This window comes from Klebsiella sp. H-Nf2 (assembly GCF_002806645.1).
Lineage (GTDB): Bacteria > Pseudomonadota > Gammaproteobacteria > Enterobacterales > Enterobacteriaceae > Klebsiella > Klebsiella variicola.
Map to the genome: position 1 here is coordinate 669,779 of NZ_PIBL01000001.1, position 17,906 is coordinate 687,684.

A 17,906-nucleotide genomic window follows, 5' to 3' on the forward strand; every position below is an offset into this window, starting at 1 on the left:
CCGCATCCTCAGGAAAAAGTGGCCGTGGTGGCCACTTATCCAGAGAAGAGTTATTTCCCGGAGAGAGCCGGGCGAGTGTCGATCCCTTCGTCAATGCGCTTGATCATATAGGGAAAGAACGGATTGGAAGACTGACGCATCAGCGAGTCCAGACCCACAACCAGCACCGAACGCTCGCCGCGAGCAGCAAACGTGCCGAGGCTGATCCCATATTGATTCAGCGGATGGGGATAGCGCCCGTACAGCGAATCGCTTAACGGGAAGGGGAGCGCGACATGAGAAAGGGAGTATACGTCCGGCAGGTAGCGCATTCCCTGCAGCTTTTCCACTGTGGTGTCTGTTTTCCCGGCAGGTGTTGTGCGGATTTCCATATCGGTACTGGCTGAATTCGAGTTAGTGATGATCGTGGTCTGATAAGCGCGTGGCGGCGCGGGCAGCAACCGCGCCAGCGCGGTGTAAGACGTCCGGCGTAATAATGAATTAAACCTGACGGCATGATTCAAATCGAAGAGGACAATTTCACTGCCATTTTCCGGCAAACGGTTATACAGCGCCGTCACGATCGCCCGCGTACTGACCGTTGAATCCACAACGGACTGAAAGGTCAATACCGGCGGTAAGCTGTTAAGTCTGTGATTTCTCGAGTCAGTCACTATCTGCTTTTGCAGCGCTTTGGTCAGCAGGAAGGACTGCCGGGCGGCGTTCGTCGGGAACGAGTTATATTTGAACGGATTAAACTCGGGCATGATGTTTAACCATGCGGCTTTCGAGAAGGCGGGAAGAAACGCGGGCCAGCCAGCGAGGCCGGAAAAACGCGCGAAGCTGGTAATACCGATCATCGGAGAAATCAGGATCACCCGCTGGGGTTTTGCCAGTTCGGCATTATCCAGCGCGTCCAGCGAATATTTCATTGCCAGCGCGCCGCCGTTGGAAAATCCGACGATATGCAGGGGCACATCATTACCCGTCAGTCGTTTCGCTTCTCTCACCGCAAGGCGCGTGGCGGCAAGCCAGTCCTGCCAGTCCACATCGGTCAGCCCGGCGGGAACCGTCCCATGGCCCGGTAATCTGATACCGATGGCGACATAACCCTGTTGCCGGTAATTTTCTGCAATATGCCGCAGGCTGTAGGGGGTATCTGTCAGACCATGTAGCAACACCACGGCGCCTTTCGGTTTGCCATCCGGCATCATGATATATGACCGATTCCAGTTGGTTGGAAACGAGTCCGGATAGATGGGGCTGTGACTATAGTAACGATTCAGTTCGGTTTGCTGCTCAGCGTCCAGCTTATCGGTAACCTGGCGTTTTACCTCACTGAAGAGCGCATTCTCTTTGTTGATGTAATCGTTCCAGTCAGCATTGTCGATTTCATCCGCGTCCATCTCATGCGGAACCCAGGTATGCCAGAGCTGCAGCTCGGGTCCGCGCTGAATGTCATAAAGGCGTAGTCCCAGAGCGCCAACGATCAACAGCAGCAGGGACAACACGATACGTTTTAACCAGGTTACCCATTTCAACGCGTAGCTTCCTTTCTTAATGACATGTTTTCTGAGTATAAATAAACATGGTCAGGGAGATTTACTTTTTTACGCAGGACGGGGCGTGAAGCGCGCTGAGCGGTTCTATGGCATTGGGTTTAGCGATGCAAGACCAGTGGAGGGATCCATCAATGGCCAAAGGCGCTTACTGGCTGACGGCTTCAGCGGGACAGCGTCGAACATTCGCCCTTTATGTCATCTCTTAATAAACAAAAATTCCAGCGCCGTCCGTCACTGCGCAACTCGGTGATGCTGAGCGGGTGAACGTCGATACGTGCAAATGAGTGAAGTGGGGCGCCGAGAACGTTGAGGAGCATGGCACGGATAGTGGAGGCCGACGCAATTACACCGTGTCGGCCTGGAATATCGACGTGTTTTGCCAGCCAACGGCCACAGCGCGCCAGCAACTGAGCACGTGACTCTCCGCCCGGCGGCGGATCGCCCTCCAGCCAGGCCAGGAAAGCGTCGGCGTCTTGCGTCATCACCTCACGTACTGGCCGACCGGCCCAGATGCCGTAGTCGGGTTCCGCCAGCTCCATCACCGGGGTACCCTGTAAAGAGAGCGCTGCGGCAGTTTGTCGGGCGGCGGTCTCCGGGGAGATCCAGACGCGGTGACAACGGGCGACACGGCTTTGTAACTGACGCGCCCGCTGCCATTCCCGCGCCTCCAGAGGGTCATCACAGGGGAAATGTGAACCTCGGGACGCTGCCGTTTCTCCCTGACAAATCAACGTTAGCGACGCTCTCATGATGTTAACCGCGGCGGAAGGCTGGGCGCTGCACACCTGTCGCCGGCGTGCGTTCGGCTAAGGCACCGAACGCCACACCGATGACGCTCCAGAGCACCAGGTGCGTGCCGAAGGAGCTGATACGGAAACGCCATAGCAGGTCCGCCGGGAAGTGTTCGGGCACTTCGTTCACTGTCGGCATCAGGGCACAAACCACGAGCATCAGCGCCACCGCGAACAGCGTTGCCCACATCATCGCATTTCCTCTACCGAGGCGCGGTATTAGCTGATGTGATAACCACGCGGCCGCGATGACGATGCCGATGGAAAGCAACATCATGACGAAGTACAGTTCGGTACGATAGCCGATGGTCTCCGGGTTACCGACCGCGGGCGGATTGGGTGGGTATTTCAGACCAGGCATCAGGCTCATGACCAGAAAGCCGACCAGCGCCAGGCCTAACGCTAACAGACGCGGGTTCGATGGTCCGAAGCGCTGATAGCTAAAGGCCCAACTCAGCGCCAGACCGCCGCCCAGCGCTGCGCCGAACAGCACCATGCCGGCCATTAGCCCGATCCCGGACTGGGTTTGACGGCTAAACACCTCTTCTTCACCGCCGTCAGCCGACGCGCTGTGTTGGTGTGAATGAGCGGCCAGACTTTCTTCAATCCCGATAGCGCGATCGACCTGCGGCTCGCCGAAATGGTGTGCAAAGGCAAATGCCACCAGTCCAGCCAGAATGCCTGCTATCATCCCCTTGAATAATAGTTTCCCAATCATGTCCGCCTCCTCAGTGGCAGGGAAAACCCAGTAGATGGCGTGCGTCGTGGAAGAATTCATGCACCTGGGTGCCGGAAAACATCGACGTCGCACCTTGTTCCGCACCGACGAAATAGATCGCTAACAGTGCCAGCAGGGTGGTAAACAGTGCCCAGGGCAACAGCGCCGCGACCGGTATCGGAGTGGCCGGGGTGTTGGTGGTAAGGGTGATATCGCTCATGATGTGACTCCGTTGTTAATTTGGCTGATGGAAGATTGTGCCGGGCTCACCGTGACCGGAACGCCGAGTGGAAGCGAGTGGTGGTTATGCGCCGGCGGACAGCTGGCATTGGCCAGGACGATCGGCTGACCATGCGGCGTGTTGATATACGCCAGTCGCCATTCCTGGGCCCGTCGGGCAATGTCATCCGGTGCTGTCAGGTGGAGGGCGGTGATCATGTTCTCCATTGCTGTCGCCCACTGGCGATAGTAGGCATCGTTCACACTTTCGCCGGGTTGCGCCGGAGCCGCCTTGATCGCTTCGCTGAACGTCCGTACCCATTCTGCCCACGGGAACAGCCCCGCCCGGTGCAGATGGACGATCAGGGAGAAGGCTTTCGCCTGCCAGGGCTTATCAAAAACCGGCCCCTCCTCGTCGCGGGGTAACCCGACGGCGGCGTAATCATGCTGTGTCGCAATGCTCATGCTTCCTCCAGATAGTCGTCCCACAGATCGATGTACACGTTGTCCGGGCGCGGCGTGCCCCACAGTTCCAGCGCGGTGAAGCTGACGCTGTAGACGTGCTGAGGATGTTCGCCCAGACCGTGCGCCGCGGTGTCCGGCGTGATGAACACGCCATGATCGGTCTCAATACGGCCGATTTTCCCGCGCACGTAACGCGGCAGGCGGGTGTGGGTGGTTGGGTTGATGTTTTTTGCCCGAACCCGGTCTCCGGCCTTAAAGCGGGGAGCAATATCGTGACTGACGCGCGCGGAGGCGCCGGTACTGACAACCATCGCCACGATGTCCTGCGTCAGCACCGGCGTGCCCGGAGCGCAGGGGGCAGGGGTCGAGCCACCCCAGAGTTCATCGGCGGTGATCACCCCTTTTTCCAGCAGCAGCGTTTCAAATGCGTGCAACCAGTGCTCGTAGTAGCTCGCCTCCAGGTAGTGGGCTGGATCCATGCGTTCAATGGCGTGGCGGAATTCATCCACATTGAAATGTCCGCCGACGAACAGCGAGGCGAACAGCGGAAATACCCGGCGCTCCCATTCATGATGGAAATACGGCTCATTTTCCTCGTTGAGGATCGGCCCGAGGCCGTGCATACCGCCCAGATCATGTATCCCGTTCATGGTTTTCTCCTCTTATTATGGCGCGGCGACCAGGCCGGTGCCGATCATGGAATCGCGGGTGACCAGTTCGATCAGCTGCGCTTCGCTCCAGCCGTCGGTACCCGCCGGACGTTCTGGCAGGACCAGATAGCGCAGTTCCGCGCTGCTGTCCCAGACGCGCACCTCTTTACTTTCTGGAATGTTTACCCCGAATTCGGCCAGAACGCCGCGCGGGTCGATAACGATACGCGAACGATAGGGGGCCGATTTGTACCACACCGGTGGCAGACCCAGCACCGGCCAGGGGTAGCAGGAACATAATGTACAGACGGTCACGTTGTGCACGTCCGGCGTGTTCTCCACTACCTGCATGTCTTCACCCTGCACGCCGGAGAAACCCAGCTCGGCGATGGCGGCTGTGGCGTCCGCCAGCAGCCGACGTTTATACTCCGGATCACTCCACGCTTTAGCGACCACCTGCGCGCCGTTACGGGGGCCGACCTTGTGCTCATAAGTGTCAATCAGTTCATCCAGTGCCGCCGGGTCAATCAGTCCTTTCTCCTGTAGCAGGGATTCCAGCGCCCGGACGCGTAGCTCGATGTCCGCCGGCGGTTCAGTATGGTCGTGGTCGTGTTGATGGCTCATTTTATGGTTCCCGATGGTTAAGGGTTAAAACATCCGCCAGTCGCCGGAAGCTTCAAATGCGGCGGCGGCCTGATAAAGGGTGCTTTCGGCGAAGTGGCGTCCTACCAACATCATTCCTACCGGTAAGCCGTCGACCAGCCCACAAGGGAGAGTCATTGCCGGATGGCCGGTAATATCCTGCGGCGCGGTATTGCCGATCATTTCAAATGCGCGGGAGATGTATTCGGTAATGGAGCAGTCAGGTTCCGGTAATGGCTGAGCGACAAGCGGTACAGTGGGCATCACCAGCAGGTCGAAGTCCGCCAGCGCCCGGTCATAGCCCGCACGCGCGCGACGCGCGATATTCTGCGCCTTGGCATAGTAGCGGCCATGGTAGCGTTCCAGCCCGTACTGGCCGACGAACATGCATATCTTCAGCGATGGGGAAAGCGCATCGGCGTTGTCACGCCACTGGGCGTGCTTGTCCAGCAGCGCTACGTCATATTGTCCTTTCCAGTTAAAGCCCATGCCGTTGCCATGCATCATCTGCGCGGTCAGCCCCTCGCAGCCGATAGGGGACCAGAGCGCCCCCGCCAGGCTATGCTCCGGTACCGAAATCTCGCCGACCGTCGCGCCCAATTCCTGCAGACGGGCGACGGCAGCGCGAACTTTCTCCGCGACTCGCGCATCCAGGTTCGGCAACTGAAAACCTTCGGCCATAATGCCGATCTTTAAGCCACGGACTCCCTTACCGAGCGCCTCGGTATAGGCTTCCACTTTGGGAGCATACTGACGTGGGTCCAATCCGTCCGCGCCGGCAATGACCTCAAGGACTAAGGCATTGTCTTTTACGCTGCGGGTCATCGGCCCGGTATGGTCGAAAGTGGCTTCGATCGGCATGATGCCGGTATAAGGCACCAGACCGTGGGTCGGTTTCAGGCCATAGAGGCCACACCATGCGGCGGGAATACGCGCAGAGCCCCCTTGATCGCCACCCATGGCCAAATCGACTTCCCCGGAAGCGACCAAAGCGGCGCTGCCAGAAGATGAGCCACCGGCCGAGTAGCCGTGGCGCAACGGGTTATGCACGGGCGCCGGATCGGAGGTATGGCTGCCTCCCGACAAGCAGAAGTGCTCGCAGGTGGCTTTGCCGAGAATAGTCGCGCCGGCATCCAGCAGTCGGGTGGCAACGGTGGCGTCGTAGAGGGGGACGAAGCCTTCCAGCGTCGAGGCGCCGTTCATCATTGGTACGCCAGCCAGCGCGATGTTGTCCTTGAGCACCACGGTGCGGCCGGCCAGTTTACCGGTTGCTGCACCTGTCACCTCGGTCTTGTAATACCAGGCATTAAGCGGGTTTTCGTCGCCTTCAGGACGATAGCCGGCGGCGCGTGGGTAGTGCACCGCGGGGATCTCGTCGGGCAGGGCGTCGATGAGATCATAGGCGTCGAAATTGGCCTGCATCAGCGCCAGATATTCTTCGGCTTGCGCAGGCGTCAATCGTATGTTTAGCCGACTGGCGAGCGCTTGCAGTTGTTCAATGGTAGGACGTTCAATAGCCATGGAGTTCCCTTTGTATGGTGTTTGCCAATGCAACCTGCCTTCAACATAAGCCCGAAATGTCATCACTACATGGTTGTGCAGGTCAGTCATTTGGCTGAGACGGACACCCGCCTGTTGCGCGGATGTCCGTCCTCGGTTAAGACGGTTTATCTGTTTTCGGCCAGTGAATGCCGACGCTTTTCATCCCTTTGGTGACGTCCATGTCAGGATGCGCGAGTACCACATCCCGGTATGAAGGGCTGCCGATGACGGCGGGTTTGAACTGGGTCAGGAATGCGGTAACCTCTTCACGGATATCCTGCGGAACGTTGAAGTTCTCGTAGCATTCATCAATTGCCTCGAATACGGCTTTCCAGTGCACTTCGGTCAGACCCATTCCGCGGTGCGCGGTTACCATATCTCGTCCCCGGTAGACCGTGTTGCCGCCCCAGTGCTTGCACAGAAAATCGACAAAGTTGATATGCTCTTTCTGGAACGACGATTCGGATACGTGCGCCCAGATATGGCCGATATCGGGATGCTTCATACAGGTCTTCAACACTTCTCCTGCGAAAGCGTAAACGGCGTCATAACCACCGAGACGTTCATAAAGTGTGGGTTTTTGCTGCTGATCGGTCATGATGGATTTCTCCGTTGCGGGTGAGTAGTGAGTCTGGGGATGTCTCTGTGCCGATTCGCATCAGAACAGTTTCATCACGCGCAGGGTGGTATGTAGATCTTCCTTAAAACCGCCATCGACGTTGAGGTCGCGCTGGAGCAGACCCTGTACCTGCACCGTGGGGGTGACGAATTTCGATAATTCCAGCCTGACCTGATCGACGCGCGTCGCCTGTCCGTTCTCGATACCGTCAAGCTGCTGTTTGCCGCCCCAGTATTGGGAATAACCGGCGGCCAGGGTCCAGCTCTTATCGGCGGGCGGCGTCCAGGTCACCCAGCCCTGAAACTGATAGGTGTTGTCCTGCTTGAGTCGACCGGTGCCGATGCCCGAGGCGTCGTCGTTGACGCCATACCACATCACGTCCGTGGAAAGTTGGGTGGCGAAACCGTTACCCAGCTGCTGCACGCCGCCGAGCTGAAGGTCGAACTTCCAGCGATTTTCACCGACGTTTAGCGTGCGTCCGGCGTCGTAGGAGCCCGCGGGGAGGTACAGGTAAGGCACAATGGCAAAGGTTGTGCTGGGGTTGTTGACCAGCCAGACCGGCGCGGCAAGGATGGGATCGCCCAGGCCGCTGGCTGAATCAAGTCGAACGCCGTTTAGTGAGCCATTGTAAAGGCGTCCGTAAGGCAGCAGCACTTGCGGCGCAACCGTAAAGCCACCGACGTCCATGTAGTGAACGTAACGAAAGATGCTGACGAAGGAGTCGAGCCCGGTCTCTTGCTTAAGTTCACCGCCCCCGGTGGGGGTGAAGCTATCTCTCGTCGCGTAGGTGAAATATCCCAGAACGGCATCGGTGCCGGCGGGGGCGGGAATGAGGTCCTGCGAATTGAGATCGACCGCATGGGCCGGGCCGGTTGCCAGCCACAGTGTGCAGGCGGCCAGGCTGGTGCGAAACGTAGCGTTACTGAAAGTCATGACGTTCCCCCTCTTGTCTGATGTCGTGTTATGTCCGGAGCACGGTGTGGCCGGAAGACCTTACGCTTACTGATACTAGGGAGAAATTTGCGGCGTACTTGCTTCAGCAGGACAGTCGTTTGGCTGGAAGGGACATTCGGTTGCGGGCCTGCCCCTCGTCGTGTGATGGTCCGCCATAGTGCAGACGCCGCACGTTTAGGGTGCGGTTCCACGTTTTGTCGTTCCGCTATTCGACGCCCTATATGCCAGCAGAAAAGGGGGGGCGCGGATTTTCAGTGATAGTTCCCGGTAACTTAGCGCCGATCGGCGTAACTGAAAGAGGGTGTATTAGCTCGTTGGCATGATAGTTGCTGTCTGCGGAAACGTTTCTGTCGTTTTGGCGGAATACCCGGCGCGAGGTGAATGATGATGAATAGCATGCAGTCTGCGGGCAGTCTCCACTATTCAACCGTTGGCGTTACCGAGTCGCGCCGCTTCGAGTACTGGAACGACGTAGTGTTACGCCACTGTATTCCAGCCGCCAGCGCCCCTCTGGCTGGGGTCGACTTTGATGCACGGCTGACGGTACGTGGAGTGGGTCTGGTGGATATGTGTTCACTGTCCGCGCCGCTACACAGCTGGGATCGCACGGCACGTTATTTGCGCCAGGGCCCCGACGACGATCTGTGGTTGGGGTATATGCAGGATGGATACGGTCAGCTTGAACAGGGGGGACGCAAGGCGACGCTGGCAGCGGACAGTCTGGTGCTCTACGATGCCGCCCAGACATTCCGCTTCAGTCTTGGCGGGCGCGATAATCATCTGGTGCGGATCCCCCGCCATTTGCTGAGCTGTCATTTACCTGGGGTCGAACACCTCACCGCGATGGTGCTCGACGACCGCCGCCCGGGCGTGATCCCATTGCGCGAAATGCTGCGTCAGGCGGCAGCGATGCCCGCCTGTCTGAACACAGCGGATATCTCTGGCCGCTTCTCCCAGACGTTGCTGGATCTACTGGTACTGAGCCTGGAGCTACAGGACCTGAACAACGTTGGTGTTGAGCGCGATCTGTATTCCCGGATGATGAACTACATCCGGCGGCAACTTGTCGATCCCGATTTGAACATCGAAAGCCTGGCACGGGCGCACCACGTTTCCGTTCGCACCGTCACGCGTGCTTTCGCCCGCCATAAAAAAACGCCGATGGCAGTGATTTGGCAGGAGAGGCTGCAGGCGAGCCGAGAGGCTATCGAACGCGGACGAGTCAGTAGCGTGTCCCAGGCGGCGCTGGATTTCGGCTTCTCTGATTTCTCTCATTTCAGCCATGCCTTCCGCAAAGCCTTCGGCATTTCTCCTCGTTCTCTGCTGCCGAAGAAGCAGTAAAATTAGGTCTCCTGTTATCCACGCGTTGCGCCAGCAGGTGGATGACACGATGGAGCAAGTTCTTTGTCTTGCAGCGAATAACCTGGCAGACCCCTGAGGCGAGGATACGACGGCACGCTACTCATTTTTCACGAGTCTCGCCTGAGGACGTCATTCTCAGGTGTAACAACAGGCTAAACGATGCCGGTAAAACGGTCAGTGTAACCAGCGTGGCAACCAGTAGTCCCCCGATAATCGCATAGGCCATCGGTCCCCAGAATACCTGATGAGAGATGGGGATCATTCCCAGAATGGCGGCACAGGCAGTCAGGCAGATGGGGCGCGCACGATGCTCTGCGGCCGCAATAATGGCGGCATCGCTTGCCATCCCCTGAGCAAGGTTGCTGTCAACCTCGCTAATCAGTATGACGGCGTTACGAATGATCATGCCAGCGAGCGCAATCACGCCAAGCAGAGCGACAAATCCCATTGGTGTTCCGCCAGGTAACATAGCCAGCACGATACCCGGTAAACCAAACGGGGCCATCAGTATAGCCAACGCCATACGGGAATAGTTGCGCAACTGGAGCATCAACAGCAAGAGCATGATGACCAGTGTCACCGGCAGAATCGCATAGACCGAACTATTACCTTTTTCAGACTCAGCAACCGCGCCCCCTTCTTCAATGCTGTAGCCTTCAGGCAGTTCCGCGCGCAACCTGTCTACCGCAGGTCGCAACGCTGCGGATACTGCTTCGGCGCGAAGTCCCGGGGCGAGGTCAGTTTGCACGGTAATGAAAGGCAAACGCTGTCGACGCCAGATAACCGGATCATCCACGCCCCAGACTGGCGTGGCAAAGGCGCTGAGGGGGATTTGTTTACCGTCATTCCCCTGAATAGTCAGCGAAGAGAAGGTGGCAAGGTTAAGACGCTCATTGTCCCTGGCCCGGAGCACCACATCGACAAGGCGGTCATTATCGCGAACCGACGTGACTATACTGCCGGACCAGACGGTATTGAGCATCCGGGCCAGACTTTCTGACGACACGCCCGCAGCCCGGGCTGCGGTCTGATTGACCTTGAGGGTAATGACTCTCTCCGGTTCGCCTGCCGTCTGATTAACCTCGCGAGAGGAGGGGGACCGGCCAATGACATCGCTCAGGCGGTTCGCGATCGACCTGACTTTCAGATAATCTGGCCCACTCACCCGGTATTTCACTGGCCAGCCGACGGGGGGCCCAAGTTCCAGGGGCGATACGCGCGTGATGATGTCGCTAAAGCCCGTAGCCAGTATCCTGTTTAACTGTCGATGAAGACGATCCCGCGCTTTAAGATCTTTAGCCACCACCACTATCTGGGCGATATTTTCATTTGCCAGAAGCACATCCATAGGCAGGTAAAAACGGATCGCTCCCGACCCAACGTATGTCGAAAAGCGCTCAACGTTGCGGTTGCCTGCCAGGGCCTTCTCCAGCTTTTCAGCCGTATTTTGCGTTTCCGACTGCGAGGCATTTGCCGGTAGCGTCAGGCTTACCAGCAATTCTGGCCTGTCGGAGGCGGGGAAAAACTCCCCCTGCATAAAGGTTGTTCCGTAAACGGACAGACCAAGCGCAATGAGAGTAAGACACACGGTGGCGAAGCGGTGACGCAACGCCTTGCGCAGTAGCCACTGGTATCCGCGGGCCATCCGTCCAGGACCTTTCGCCTTCTGTCTGATGTTGTCAGATAACAGCCACGTCCCGGTTAACGGTGAAAACAGGATCGCGACAACCCATGAGCACAGCAGGGCGATGAGCACCACGGCAAACAGGGAAAAGCAATATTCACCGGCGCTGGACGCAGCAAATCCCACAGGAATAAACCCGGCAATCATCACAAGGGTGCCCGTCAGCATCGGAAATGCGGTCGTTTTAAAAGCCCGGGTCGCCGCCTGCCGGCGGGAATCCCCGGCTTCCAGACCAGAGACCATGGTTTCCACGGTGATCATGGCGTCATCGACCAGCAGACCCAGCGCGATAATCAATGCGCCGAGAGAAATACGCTGCAGACCTATTCCTGCCAGCATCATTCCCGTAAAGGTCATGGCCAGAACCAGTGGAATGGCCGCAGCCACTACCAGTCCGGCTCGTAAACCCAGCGAGACAAACGAAACGGCCAGGACGATCGCCACGGCTTCGATAAGCACCCGGATAAACCCGCTTACGGCGTCGCTGACCACCGCTGATTGATCGGCAACCTTGACCATCTCAATACCGTGCGGCAGCGTGACGCTGATGGCATGCATTTTTGCATTCAGCGCGGCGCCGAAACGCAGCATATTACCGGTCGGCGCCATCGAGATAGCCAGCCCGATGGCGGGTTTGCCGTTGACCCGGTAAACCGGCTGGGGAGGCTCGGCGTTTTCCCGACTAACGGTGGCAATATCCGTCAGAGGAAGGTAACGATCGTTAATATGCAGCGTGACGGCACGTAAGCTCGCTTCAGAAGTCAGTTCCCCGCTGACCTTTATCACCATATTTTCCTGTCCGGTGCGGATCATACCTGCCGGGACAACCGCATTTTGTACTCTGAGGGCATCCGCTACCTGCTGGATGTTCAACCCCATACCTGCCAGACGCGCTGGAGAAAAAGAGAGAACTATCTGTTCCTGCTGCTCACCCAGCAGGCTGGTTTTTCCGATATCCGGTAACGACATGAGCTCCCGGCGGATTGTCTCAACACGGTCCCGGACCTCCCGCAGGGTATAGCCCTCAGGTATAAAGCCATAGATCGTACCGTACGTGTCATCAAACTCATCGTCGACGGCGGGGCCCTGAACGCCTTCTGGCAAAGAGGGGGCAATATCCTGCATTTTCTTACGTACCTGATACCAGATATCCGGCACCTTTTGCGGCGGGGTATCGTCACGAAGATTGACATGAATAACGGAGCTCCCGGCACGGGTTTCACTTTCGAGATAATCAAGCCAGGGAGTTTCCTGCAGCTTTTTTTCCAGCGTATCGGTCAGCAGTCGGGTGGTATCCGTTACGGATGCCCCGGGCCATTGCGCAGAAACAACGGCCGTTTTAATCGTAAACGCCGGATCTTCGTTACGTGGCAGGTTCTCATAACAGAACGCGCCCATAGCAATGATCAGCAGCATGAAGAAACTGACCATCTGCTGATGATTTAGCGCCCAGGAGGACAGGTTAAATTTCTCATTCAATACGGGTTTCATGATTCGCACTCCCCGGCAATCACCGGCTCGCCGGAGCGTAATTTACTCACGCCGGCGGTAATCACCCGGTCGCCTGGTTCAAGGCCGCCGGAGATAATGACCGTGGTGGCGGTATAGTATGCTGGTACCACCACGCGAAGCTGCGCCTGCGACTGTGGGTTAATCACATAAACCGCCGGTTTGTCGTCGACGCGGCTCAGCGCTGAAGCGGGAAGGGCGTATCCATGCGGACCCGTTGCGGGTAACGTAACGGTGACGCTGGCGCCCAGCGCCATTGCCAGCGGTGGGTTTTGCAGGGTCGCCCTGACGCGCCATGTGCGGGTCTGAGGATCGGCCTGCGGGCTAATATCTCTTACCGCGGCGGACGCTTGCACCGACGGGTCGCTGAGGAGGGAAACTCGCAAGCCAGCCTGTTCCTGTGGCGGGATCGCCTCGGGTTTAGCGATATCAAACACCACATCGCGGGCTTCACCGGTCGCCAGCGTCAATACCGACTGACCACCATTGACCACCTGACCCGCAGAGGCGCTTACTTCGGTGATCACGCCGCTTCGCGGCGCAATCAGACGCGTCCAGCCAAGGCTTTCCCGGGCATTACGCAACGCGGACTCGCTGTTTTTTAAACGCGCGCGGGCGACAAGCCAGTCTGCGCGGGCGGTATCGAGCTGCGTGCGGGCAATCGCGCCTGTTGGCATAAGCTTTTGCATTCGGTTGACGTTAAGTGCAGCAACCTGAGCAGAGGCTTTGGCTCCTTCATAATCAGCCTGTGCGCCATCGAGCTGATTCTGACTGGTTGTATTTTCAAGCGTGGCCAGCAGTTGCCCTGCATTGACCCGATCGCCAATATCGACGCTACGCGTCACTATCCGGCCGCCGGTACGAAAGCTCAGAATCGTTTCATCGTGCGCATGGATCTCTCCGGTTCTTTCCTGCGCGGGAAGGGTTTGCGCTGAGCCAACAACAACGTAGCGCACCGTTCGCACAGGATCAGTCGTATTACCCTGGTTGTCCCCGCATCCGGGCAGCAGAAAAATCACTACCGAAAGAATGGTCAGGGGGAGAAAGTGCAGCCAGGAAAGGGTGCGCGCCACGTCGTACAAATGGTGCAGACTGTGGCGGAGGGAGAGTAAAAATTCATCTGACATAACGCCGCTCCATAAAGGTGATGGCGTTATTAAATGCGCGCTTAGTCGAGAAAGATTCGACGTTTCGTCAAGGTATTATCAAGAGCCGCTATTTTCCATCTCAGACGACGTCCAGGGTAACAAAAGGGTGACTGCGAGTCCGCCGGTTTCAGGTAACGACGCGCTGATACTGCCACCATGGGCCTGACAAATCGCGCGAGCGATCGACAAACCGAGACCGCTGCCGCCGGAGTGGCGGGCACGCGACTGCTCCTCCCGGCTAAAACGGTTGAACATTTCCGGCAGGAACTGGGAGGATACCCCCGGGCCGTCATCGCGAAATTCGAGGCAATATTGCCCGCTGGCGTAGTGCAGCGTGACATCAAGATGGCCGCCATCACGCCCGTAACGGAGGGCATTTTCCATAAGAATGGTGAAAACCTGGCCCATACGGAACGTATCGCCTTTGAAGGGACACGCCTGAGAATGATGAAGCCTGATTGTAAAACGATGTGCATCAGCCTGGGGCATGATCCATGTCGCCCGTTCCTTAAGCAGCTCATCCAGACGAAAGGGTTCGTTTTCCAGCACCAAATTCCCGGCATCAGACAGCGAGAGCAGATGAAGTTCATCGGTCAGGCGATTCAGGTGCTGAAGCTGTTTCATTACCATGGCCAGTTGTTCCGGGCTGGCATCAAACACGCCATCCAGCATGCCCTGCAAACGTCCGATAGCGGCAGTCAGGGGGGAGCGAAGTTCATGCGCCATGGCCACATGAGAGGTACGTAACTCTTTTTCATAGCGGGCCAGTTTTCCCGTCATGGCATTAAAGTCGCTGGCAAAGCTGACCATTTCAGCCGGCGCATTCCTGATGAGCTCAGCCTGGCGGCCAAATTGCCCTTCGGCGACGTCCTTTGCCGCATCACGCAGTCGGCTGAATTGCAGCGCCAGTGGCCTGGCATATCGCAATCCCATCACCACAATAAAAGGGATCATGACCAGGACCAGTAACGCCACGGTGACCCAGTCCGCCGAGGCGATGGATGGGGTTGAATAACTCAACCCCCACCAGGTATCGACGATTTGATGGAAGCGCGCCGGGTTCGCCTGCGGGTTCTGGCTGAGCGCAAGAAACTCTTGTCGGACCGATGCCGGCATTCTGCCTATGTTCCAGTAATTCTGCACCGCATAACGTAGCCACATACAGGTCGCAATGACAATTACGCTTCCGATGGCCAGCGCTAATATACGTGCGCAAATCCAGCGCCACAGGGAGGAGTAGCGGGTTTTTGTCATGGTTGTCTGAACCTGTAGCCTACGCCGCGAACGTTAACCAGCACGCCGGAAATACCCGCCGCCTCGAGTTTTTTACGCAGGTTATAAATATGGGTATCCACCACGCGCTCCAGGGCTTCACTTTCCGGCAAACAGTGCTCAAGTAAATGCTGGCGGGAAAAAGGACGTGAAGGAGAGCGCATAAGCGTGGTCAGTAGTGAAAATTCGGTTGGGGTCAGATCCAACGTGCGCGGTGTGGTGTCCCCGTCGACAATGCTCGCCACGATGGCCGTAACATTCACTTCAAGCGATTGCCAGCGAAGGATCTCTTCCTTTGTTTCTGTTTGATTGCTGCGGCGCAGTACCGCCTGCACCCGAGCCACAACTTCTCCCGGATGGTAAGGCTTAACAACATAATCATCAGCGCCATAGCGCAAGGCGCCAATACGATCGGGTGTATCTCCCATGGCGGTGACCATGATCACCGGAACATCATTTTTACGGCGCAGGCCAGCCAGGACTTCGGTGCCGTTAAGCCCCGGAAGCATCACATCCAGCAGGATCAGATCGGGTTTCCACCGGTGCGCCATATCCAGCCCGGAAAGACCGTCTCCGGTAATGACGACATCGTAATTTTCACGGCGTAAGTAGGCTTCGAGCACGCCAGCCGCATCGGCGTCATCTTCAATAATCAGCACTCTTCTGGACAACATCCATTCACCTTGACCGTTTCTTAACACTATCCCGACGATTCATTGATTTTGCCAAATCATACTGCGCCAACATTTTGTGGCGGCTCCTGCCTCAGGAGAAGCCGGCGTCTGTGAGGAGAACAGTATGATAGCGATAAAAAAAGCCCTGTATATGACCGTACCGCTTTTGACGGCCATGACATCCTGCGTACAAGCAAATGATGACACTTTCTCCGGCACCTTCACCATTGGGCTGGGAGGCCACTACACTCCGCGATATTCAGGTTCAGACAAGCAGGTATGGCAGGTGGTTCCTGTACTTCAGGGGCGTAACGGCGCATTTTTTATTGATACGCAGAAAGGGGTGGGATATGACCTGCAGAACGCCAGCGGCTGGTACTTCGAACATACGCTGGGATACGATCTGGGAAGGGCGGATAAAAACGCCAGCTGGCGGGCAGGGGCAAATAATCTGAAAGGGATGGGAGACATTGACGTCTCCCTGAACACGGCCCTTGCCGTCGGCTGGCAGGCGCTTTCGTGGCTCAGCGTTGAAGGTAAAGCGACGCTGCCTTTAACGGACAGCCAGGGGGTAAGCTACCGGGCATCCTTGACGTTGCTCCCTGTACAAACTGACCATGACACGGTCGCCTTTCAGACGGCGGCCCTGTTTGGCGACAACCGTTACCTGAATACCTGGTATGGGGTGGATCCGCAGCAGAGCCAGCGCTCAGGTTATAGCCGCTATTCAGCACCGGGGGGATTTTATGGCATAGACAACAGTCTGACCTGGAGTCACCAGTTTGATGCCCACTGGGGCACGCTCCTGAGCGCTGACTATACCTGGCTTGGGGAGCATGCAAATGAGAGCCCGATCGTGTTACGACGTAACGAGGCGGCACTGACAGCAGCTGTCATCTGGACATTTTAGGGCGGAGAAAGCGCGGCGTGCGGTTTGTCGGGAAAGGATCACATTGAGAGCGGCAGGTGATGGAAGGAGCCATATCCAAACCACTCTTTCCGAGCCTTCAGATTTTTACATCCATCAGAACCCAGTGCTTTCGACAGTAAAATTTATTCTTTGAGTTTGTCGTGTTGACTTATTCTGTAAAAAGATTACTTTTCATGACATGAAAAAGATACTTATTATTGTACCCGATGGCGGCATGCTGTTTGAATCCGCCGGTATTGCTGACATTTTGATGCAGGCCAACCGCCTGCACCCGGAAGGTGCCCGGGAAATCTGCTACCAGGTCAAGCTAGCGACAACTCAACCGCATCAGGTTATCCATGGTCAGTCCGGTTTAAATCTTCTGGCCGATCATCGCCTGCATGAGATTGACCCGCGTGAACCCCGCGATACCATCATGATTACCGGCAGAGGTCAAAACCCGCAGGAAGGGATGGCGGTGGTTGACTGGCTGCGCCTTGCCGCTCCCCATGCCCGCCGCATAGCCTCCATTTGCGGCGGTGCGATGCTGCTGGCGCAAACCGGACTGCTGGACGGCAGACGGGCCACTACCCACTGGAAACTGCTGGAAACCATGCAGGCGGAATTCCCGCAGGTCCGCGTCGAGGGCGGGCCGCTCTATATTCAGGACGAACATATCTGGACCTCTGGCGGGGTCAGTTCCGGCTTTGATCTTACGCTGGCGCTGGTTGAAGAAGATTACGGCTTCAGCCTGGCGCGCGATATTGCCCAGGACTTCGTCATGTATCTGCGTCGCCCCGGAGGCCAGCTACAGTTTAGCCGCTATAACCTGCAGCAGACCACCTCCCAGGGCCCGATTAACGATCTGCTGGCGTGGTTGCTCGAAAACCTCACCGCCGACCTCAGCGTAGATAAGCTGGCGGAAAAAGTCGCCATGAGTCCGCGAAATTTCACCCGCGTCTTTACCCGGGAAACCGGCGCTTCCCCGGCGCGCTACGTCGCGGAAGCCCGCCTGGCCGCCGCACGGCAGCGTTTGGAGCAGACTAACGAGACGCTGGATCGTATCGCCGAGCAAACGGGATTTGGCAGCAGCATTAACCTGCGACGATTGTTTGAAAAACAGCTTAACCTCACTCCAGGTGAATATCGTCAACGATTTCACTGCCGTAAAATGGCGTAAAGTGATCCTTTTTTGTCATTTACGCC

General features: G+C 57.2%; 17 protein-coding genes. 3 read left to right on the forward strand and 14 right to left on the reverse strand.

Annotated elements, in window-relative coordinates; genetic code table 11:
* Window positions 1–50: 50 nt before the first annotated feature.
* The 10 genes from CWM58_RS03330 to CWM58_RS03375 form a co-directional block, all read right to left on the reverse strand.
* Window positions 51–1,520 (reverse strand): alpha/beta hydrolase, encoded by a 1,470-nt coding sequence (locus CWM58_RS03330; RefSeq protein WP_047666566.1) that lies wholly within the window; start codon window positions 1,518–1,520, stop codon window positions 51–53.
* A 182-nt stretch (window positions 1,521–1,702) separates the two neighbouring features.
* Window positions 1,703–2,290, reverse strand: coding sequence for a histidine phosphatase family protein (locus tag CWM58_RS03335; protein WP_012968231.1), 588 nt, complete (start codon window positions 2,288–2,290; stop codon window positions 1,703–1,705).
* A 4-nt stretch (window positions 2,291–2,294) separates the two neighbouring features.
* Window positions 2,295–3,050 (reverse strand): CbtA family protein, encoded by a 756-nt coding sequence (locus CWM58_RS03340; protein ID WP_016161021.1) that lies wholly within the window; start codon window positions 3,048–3,050, stop codon window positions 2,295–2,297.
* A 10-nt stretch (window positions 3,051–3,060) separates the two neighbouring features.
* Entirely contained in the window at window positions 3,061–3,270 is a 210-nt protein-coding gene (locus CWM58_RS03345) for a CbtB domain-containing protein (protein WP_008804893.1), read from the reverse strand.
* Complete coding sequence (locus CWM58_RS03350) at window positions 3,267–3,734, reverse strand: nitrile hydratase accessory protein (RefSeq protein WP_016161022.1); 468 nt, start codon at window positions 3,732–3,734, stop codon at window positions 3,267–3,269. Before CWM58_RS03350 ends, CWM58_RS03345 begins: the two co-directional genes overlap by 4 nt.
* Window positions 3,731–4,384: a nitrile hydratase subunit beta gene (gene nthB / locus CWM58_RS03355; protein ID WP_012541728.1), complete on the reverse strand. Its 654-nt coding sequence runs from the start codon at window positions 4,382–4,384 to the stop codon at window positions 3,731–3,733. Before nthB ends, CWM58_RS03350 begins: the two co-directional genes overlap by 4 nt.
* 15 nt (window positions 4,385–4,399) lie before the next feature.
* Entirely contained in the window at window positions 4,400–5,008 is a 609-nt protein-coding gene (gene nthA / locus CWM58_RS03360; protein WP_008804890.1) for a nitrile hydratase subunit alpha, read from the reverse strand.
* Between the two features lie 24 nt (window positions 5,009–5,032).
* Window positions 5,033–6,547, reverse strand: a complete 1,515-nt coding sequence (locus CWM58_RS03365) for an amidase (RefSeq protein WP_016161023.1) — start codon at window positions 6,545–6,547, stop codon at window positions 5,033–5,035.
* Between the two features lie 136 nt (window positions 6,548–6,683).
* A complete protein-coding gene (locus CWM58_RS03370) occupies window positions 6,684–7,166 on the reverse strand; it encodes a group I truncated hemoglobin (RefSeq protein WP_008804888.1) in 483 nt (160 codons plus the stop codon).
* 60 nt (window positions 7,167–7,226) lie between these two features.
* Entirely contained in the window at window positions 7,227–8,120 is an 894-nt protein-coding gene (locus tag CWM58_RS03375) for a transporter (RefSeq protein WP_012541726.1), read from the reverse strand.
* Between the two features lie 408 nt (window positions 8,121–8,528).
* Between CWM58_RS03375 and CWM58_RS03380 the strand changes: the two genes are divergently transcribed.
* The gene (locus CWM58_RS03380; protein WP_032730996.1) at window positions 8,529–9,482 is read left to right on the forward strand and encodes a helix-turn-helix domain-containing protein; all 954 of its coding nucleotides are present in this window, start codon (window positions 8,529–8,531) and stop codon (window positions 9,480–9,482) included.
* A gap of 121 nt (window positions 9,483–9,603) precedes the next feature.
* Here CWM58_RS03380 and CWM58_RS03385 read toward each other — a convergent pair whose 3' ends face one another.
* The 4 genes from CWM58_RS03385 to CWM58_RS03400 all read right to left on the reverse strand — a co-directional run bounded on the left by CWM58_RS03385 (window position 9,604) and on the right by CWM58_RS03400 (window position 15,790).
* Window positions 9,604–12,678: an efflux RND transporter permease subunit gene (locus CWM58_RS03385; RefSeq protein ID WP_100680220.1), complete on the reverse strand. Its 3,075-nt coding sequence runs from the start codon at window positions 12,676–12,678 to the stop codon at window positions 9,604–9,606.
* Window positions 12,675–13,823, reverse strand: a complete 1,149-nt coding sequence (locus CWM58_RS03390; RefSeq protein WP_100680221.1) for an efflux RND transporter periplasmic adaptor subunit — start codon at window positions 13,821–13,823, stop codon at window positions 12,675–12,677. Before CWM58_RS03390 ends, CWM58_RS03385 begins: the two co-directional genes overlap by 4 nt.
* Window positions 13,824–13,901: 78 nt before the next feature.
* A complete protein-coding gene (locus tag CWM58_RS03395) occupies window positions 13,902–15,098 on the reverse strand; it encodes a sensor histidine kinase (protein WP_044649965.1) in 1,197 nt (398 codons plus the stop codon).
* On the reverse strand, window positions 15,095–15,790 hold the full coding sequence (locus CWM58_RS03400; RefSeq protein ID WP_012968226.1) for a response regulator: 696 nt from the start codon (window positions 15,788–15,790) through the stop codon (window positions 15,095–15,097). Before CWM58_RS03400 ends, CWM58_RS03395 begins: the two co-directional genes overlap by 4 nt.
* Window positions 15,791–15,914: 124 nt before the next feature.
* On the opposite strand from CWM58_RS03400, the gene CWM58_RS03405 reads away from it, so the two are divergent.
* Window positions 15,915–16,700 (forward strand): MipA/OmpV family protein, encoded by a 786-nt coding sequence (locus CWM58_RS03405; protein WP_100680222.1) that lies wholly within the window; start codon window positions 15,915–15,917, stop codon window positions 16,698–16,700.
* 199 nt (window positions 16,701–16,899) lie between these two features.
* Complete coding sequence (locus CWM58_RS03410) at window positions 16,900–17,880, forward strand: GlxA family transcriptional regulator (protein ID WP_012541721.1); 981 nt, start codon at window positions 16,900–16,902, stop codon at window positions 17,878–17,880.
* The last annotated feature ends 26 nt before the right edge of the window (window positions 17,881–17,906 follow it).

Bases quoted from the DNA above. Each gene is read 5' to 3' on its own strand.
- CWM58_RS03345 (WP_008804893.1), bottom strand. From the start codon at position 3,270: ATGAGCGATATCACCCTTACCACCAACACCCCGGCCACTCCGATACCG.
- CWM58_RS03410 (WP_012541721.1), top strand. From the start codon at position 16,900: ATGAAAAAGATACTTATTATTGTACCCGATGGCGGCATGCTGTTTGAA.
- CWM58_RS03375 (WP_012541726.1), bottom strand. From the start codon at position 8,120: ATGACTTTCAGTAACGCTACGTTTCGCACCAGCCTGGCCGCCTGCACA.
- nthA (WP_008804890.1), bottom strand. From the start codon at position 5,008: ATGAGCCATCAACACGACCACGACCATACTGAACCGCCGGCGGACATC.
- CWM58_RS03385 (WP_100680220.1), bottom strand. From the start codon at position 12,678: ATGAAACCCGTATTGAATGAGAAATTTAACCTGTCCTCCTGGGCGCTA.
- CWM58_RS03370 (WP_008804888.1), bottom strand. From the start codon at position 7,166: ATGACCGATCAGCAGCAAAAACCCACACTTTATGAACGTCTCGGTGGT.
- CWM58_RS03365 (WP_016161023.1), bottom strand. From the start codon at position 6,547: ATGGCTATTGAACGTCCTACCATTGAACAACTGCAAGCGCTCGCCAGT.
- CWM58_RS03340 (WP_016161021.1), bottom strand. From the start codon at position 3,050: ATGATTGGGAAACTATTATTCAAGGGGATGATAGCAGGCATTCTGGCT.
- CWM58_RS03395 (WP_044649965.1), bottom strand. From the start codon at position 15,098: ATGACAAAAACCCGCTACTCCTCCCTGTGGCGCTGGATTTGCGCACGT.
- CWM58_RS03405 (WP_100680222.1), top strand. From the start codon at position 15,915: ATGATAGCGATAAAAAAAGCCCTGTATATGACCGTACCGCTTTTGACG.
- CWM58_RS03380 (WP_032730996.1), top strand. From the start codon at position 8,529: ATGAATAGCATGCAGTCTGCGGGCAGTCTCCACTATTCAACCGTTGGC.
- CWM58_RS03400 (WP_012968226.1), bottom strand. From the start codon at position 15,790: ATGTTGTCCAGAAGAGTGCTGATTATTGAAGATGACGCCGATGCGGCT.
- CWM58_RS03390 (WP_100680221.1), bottom strand. From the start codon at position 13,823: ATGTCAGATGAATTTTTACTCTCCCTCCGCCACAGTCTGCACCATTTG.
- nthB (WP_012541728.1), bottom strand. From the start codon at position 4,384: ATGAACGGGATACATGATCTGGGCGGTATGCACGGCCTCGGGCCGATC.
- CWM58_RS03335 (WP_012968231.1), bottom strand. From the start codon at position 2,290: ATGAGAGCGTCGCTAACGTTGATTTGTCAGGGAGAAACGGCAGCGTCC.
- CWM58_RS03350 (WP_016161022.1), bottom strand. From the start codon at position 3,734: ATGAGCATTGCGACACAGCATGATTACGCCGCCGTCGGGTTACCCCGC.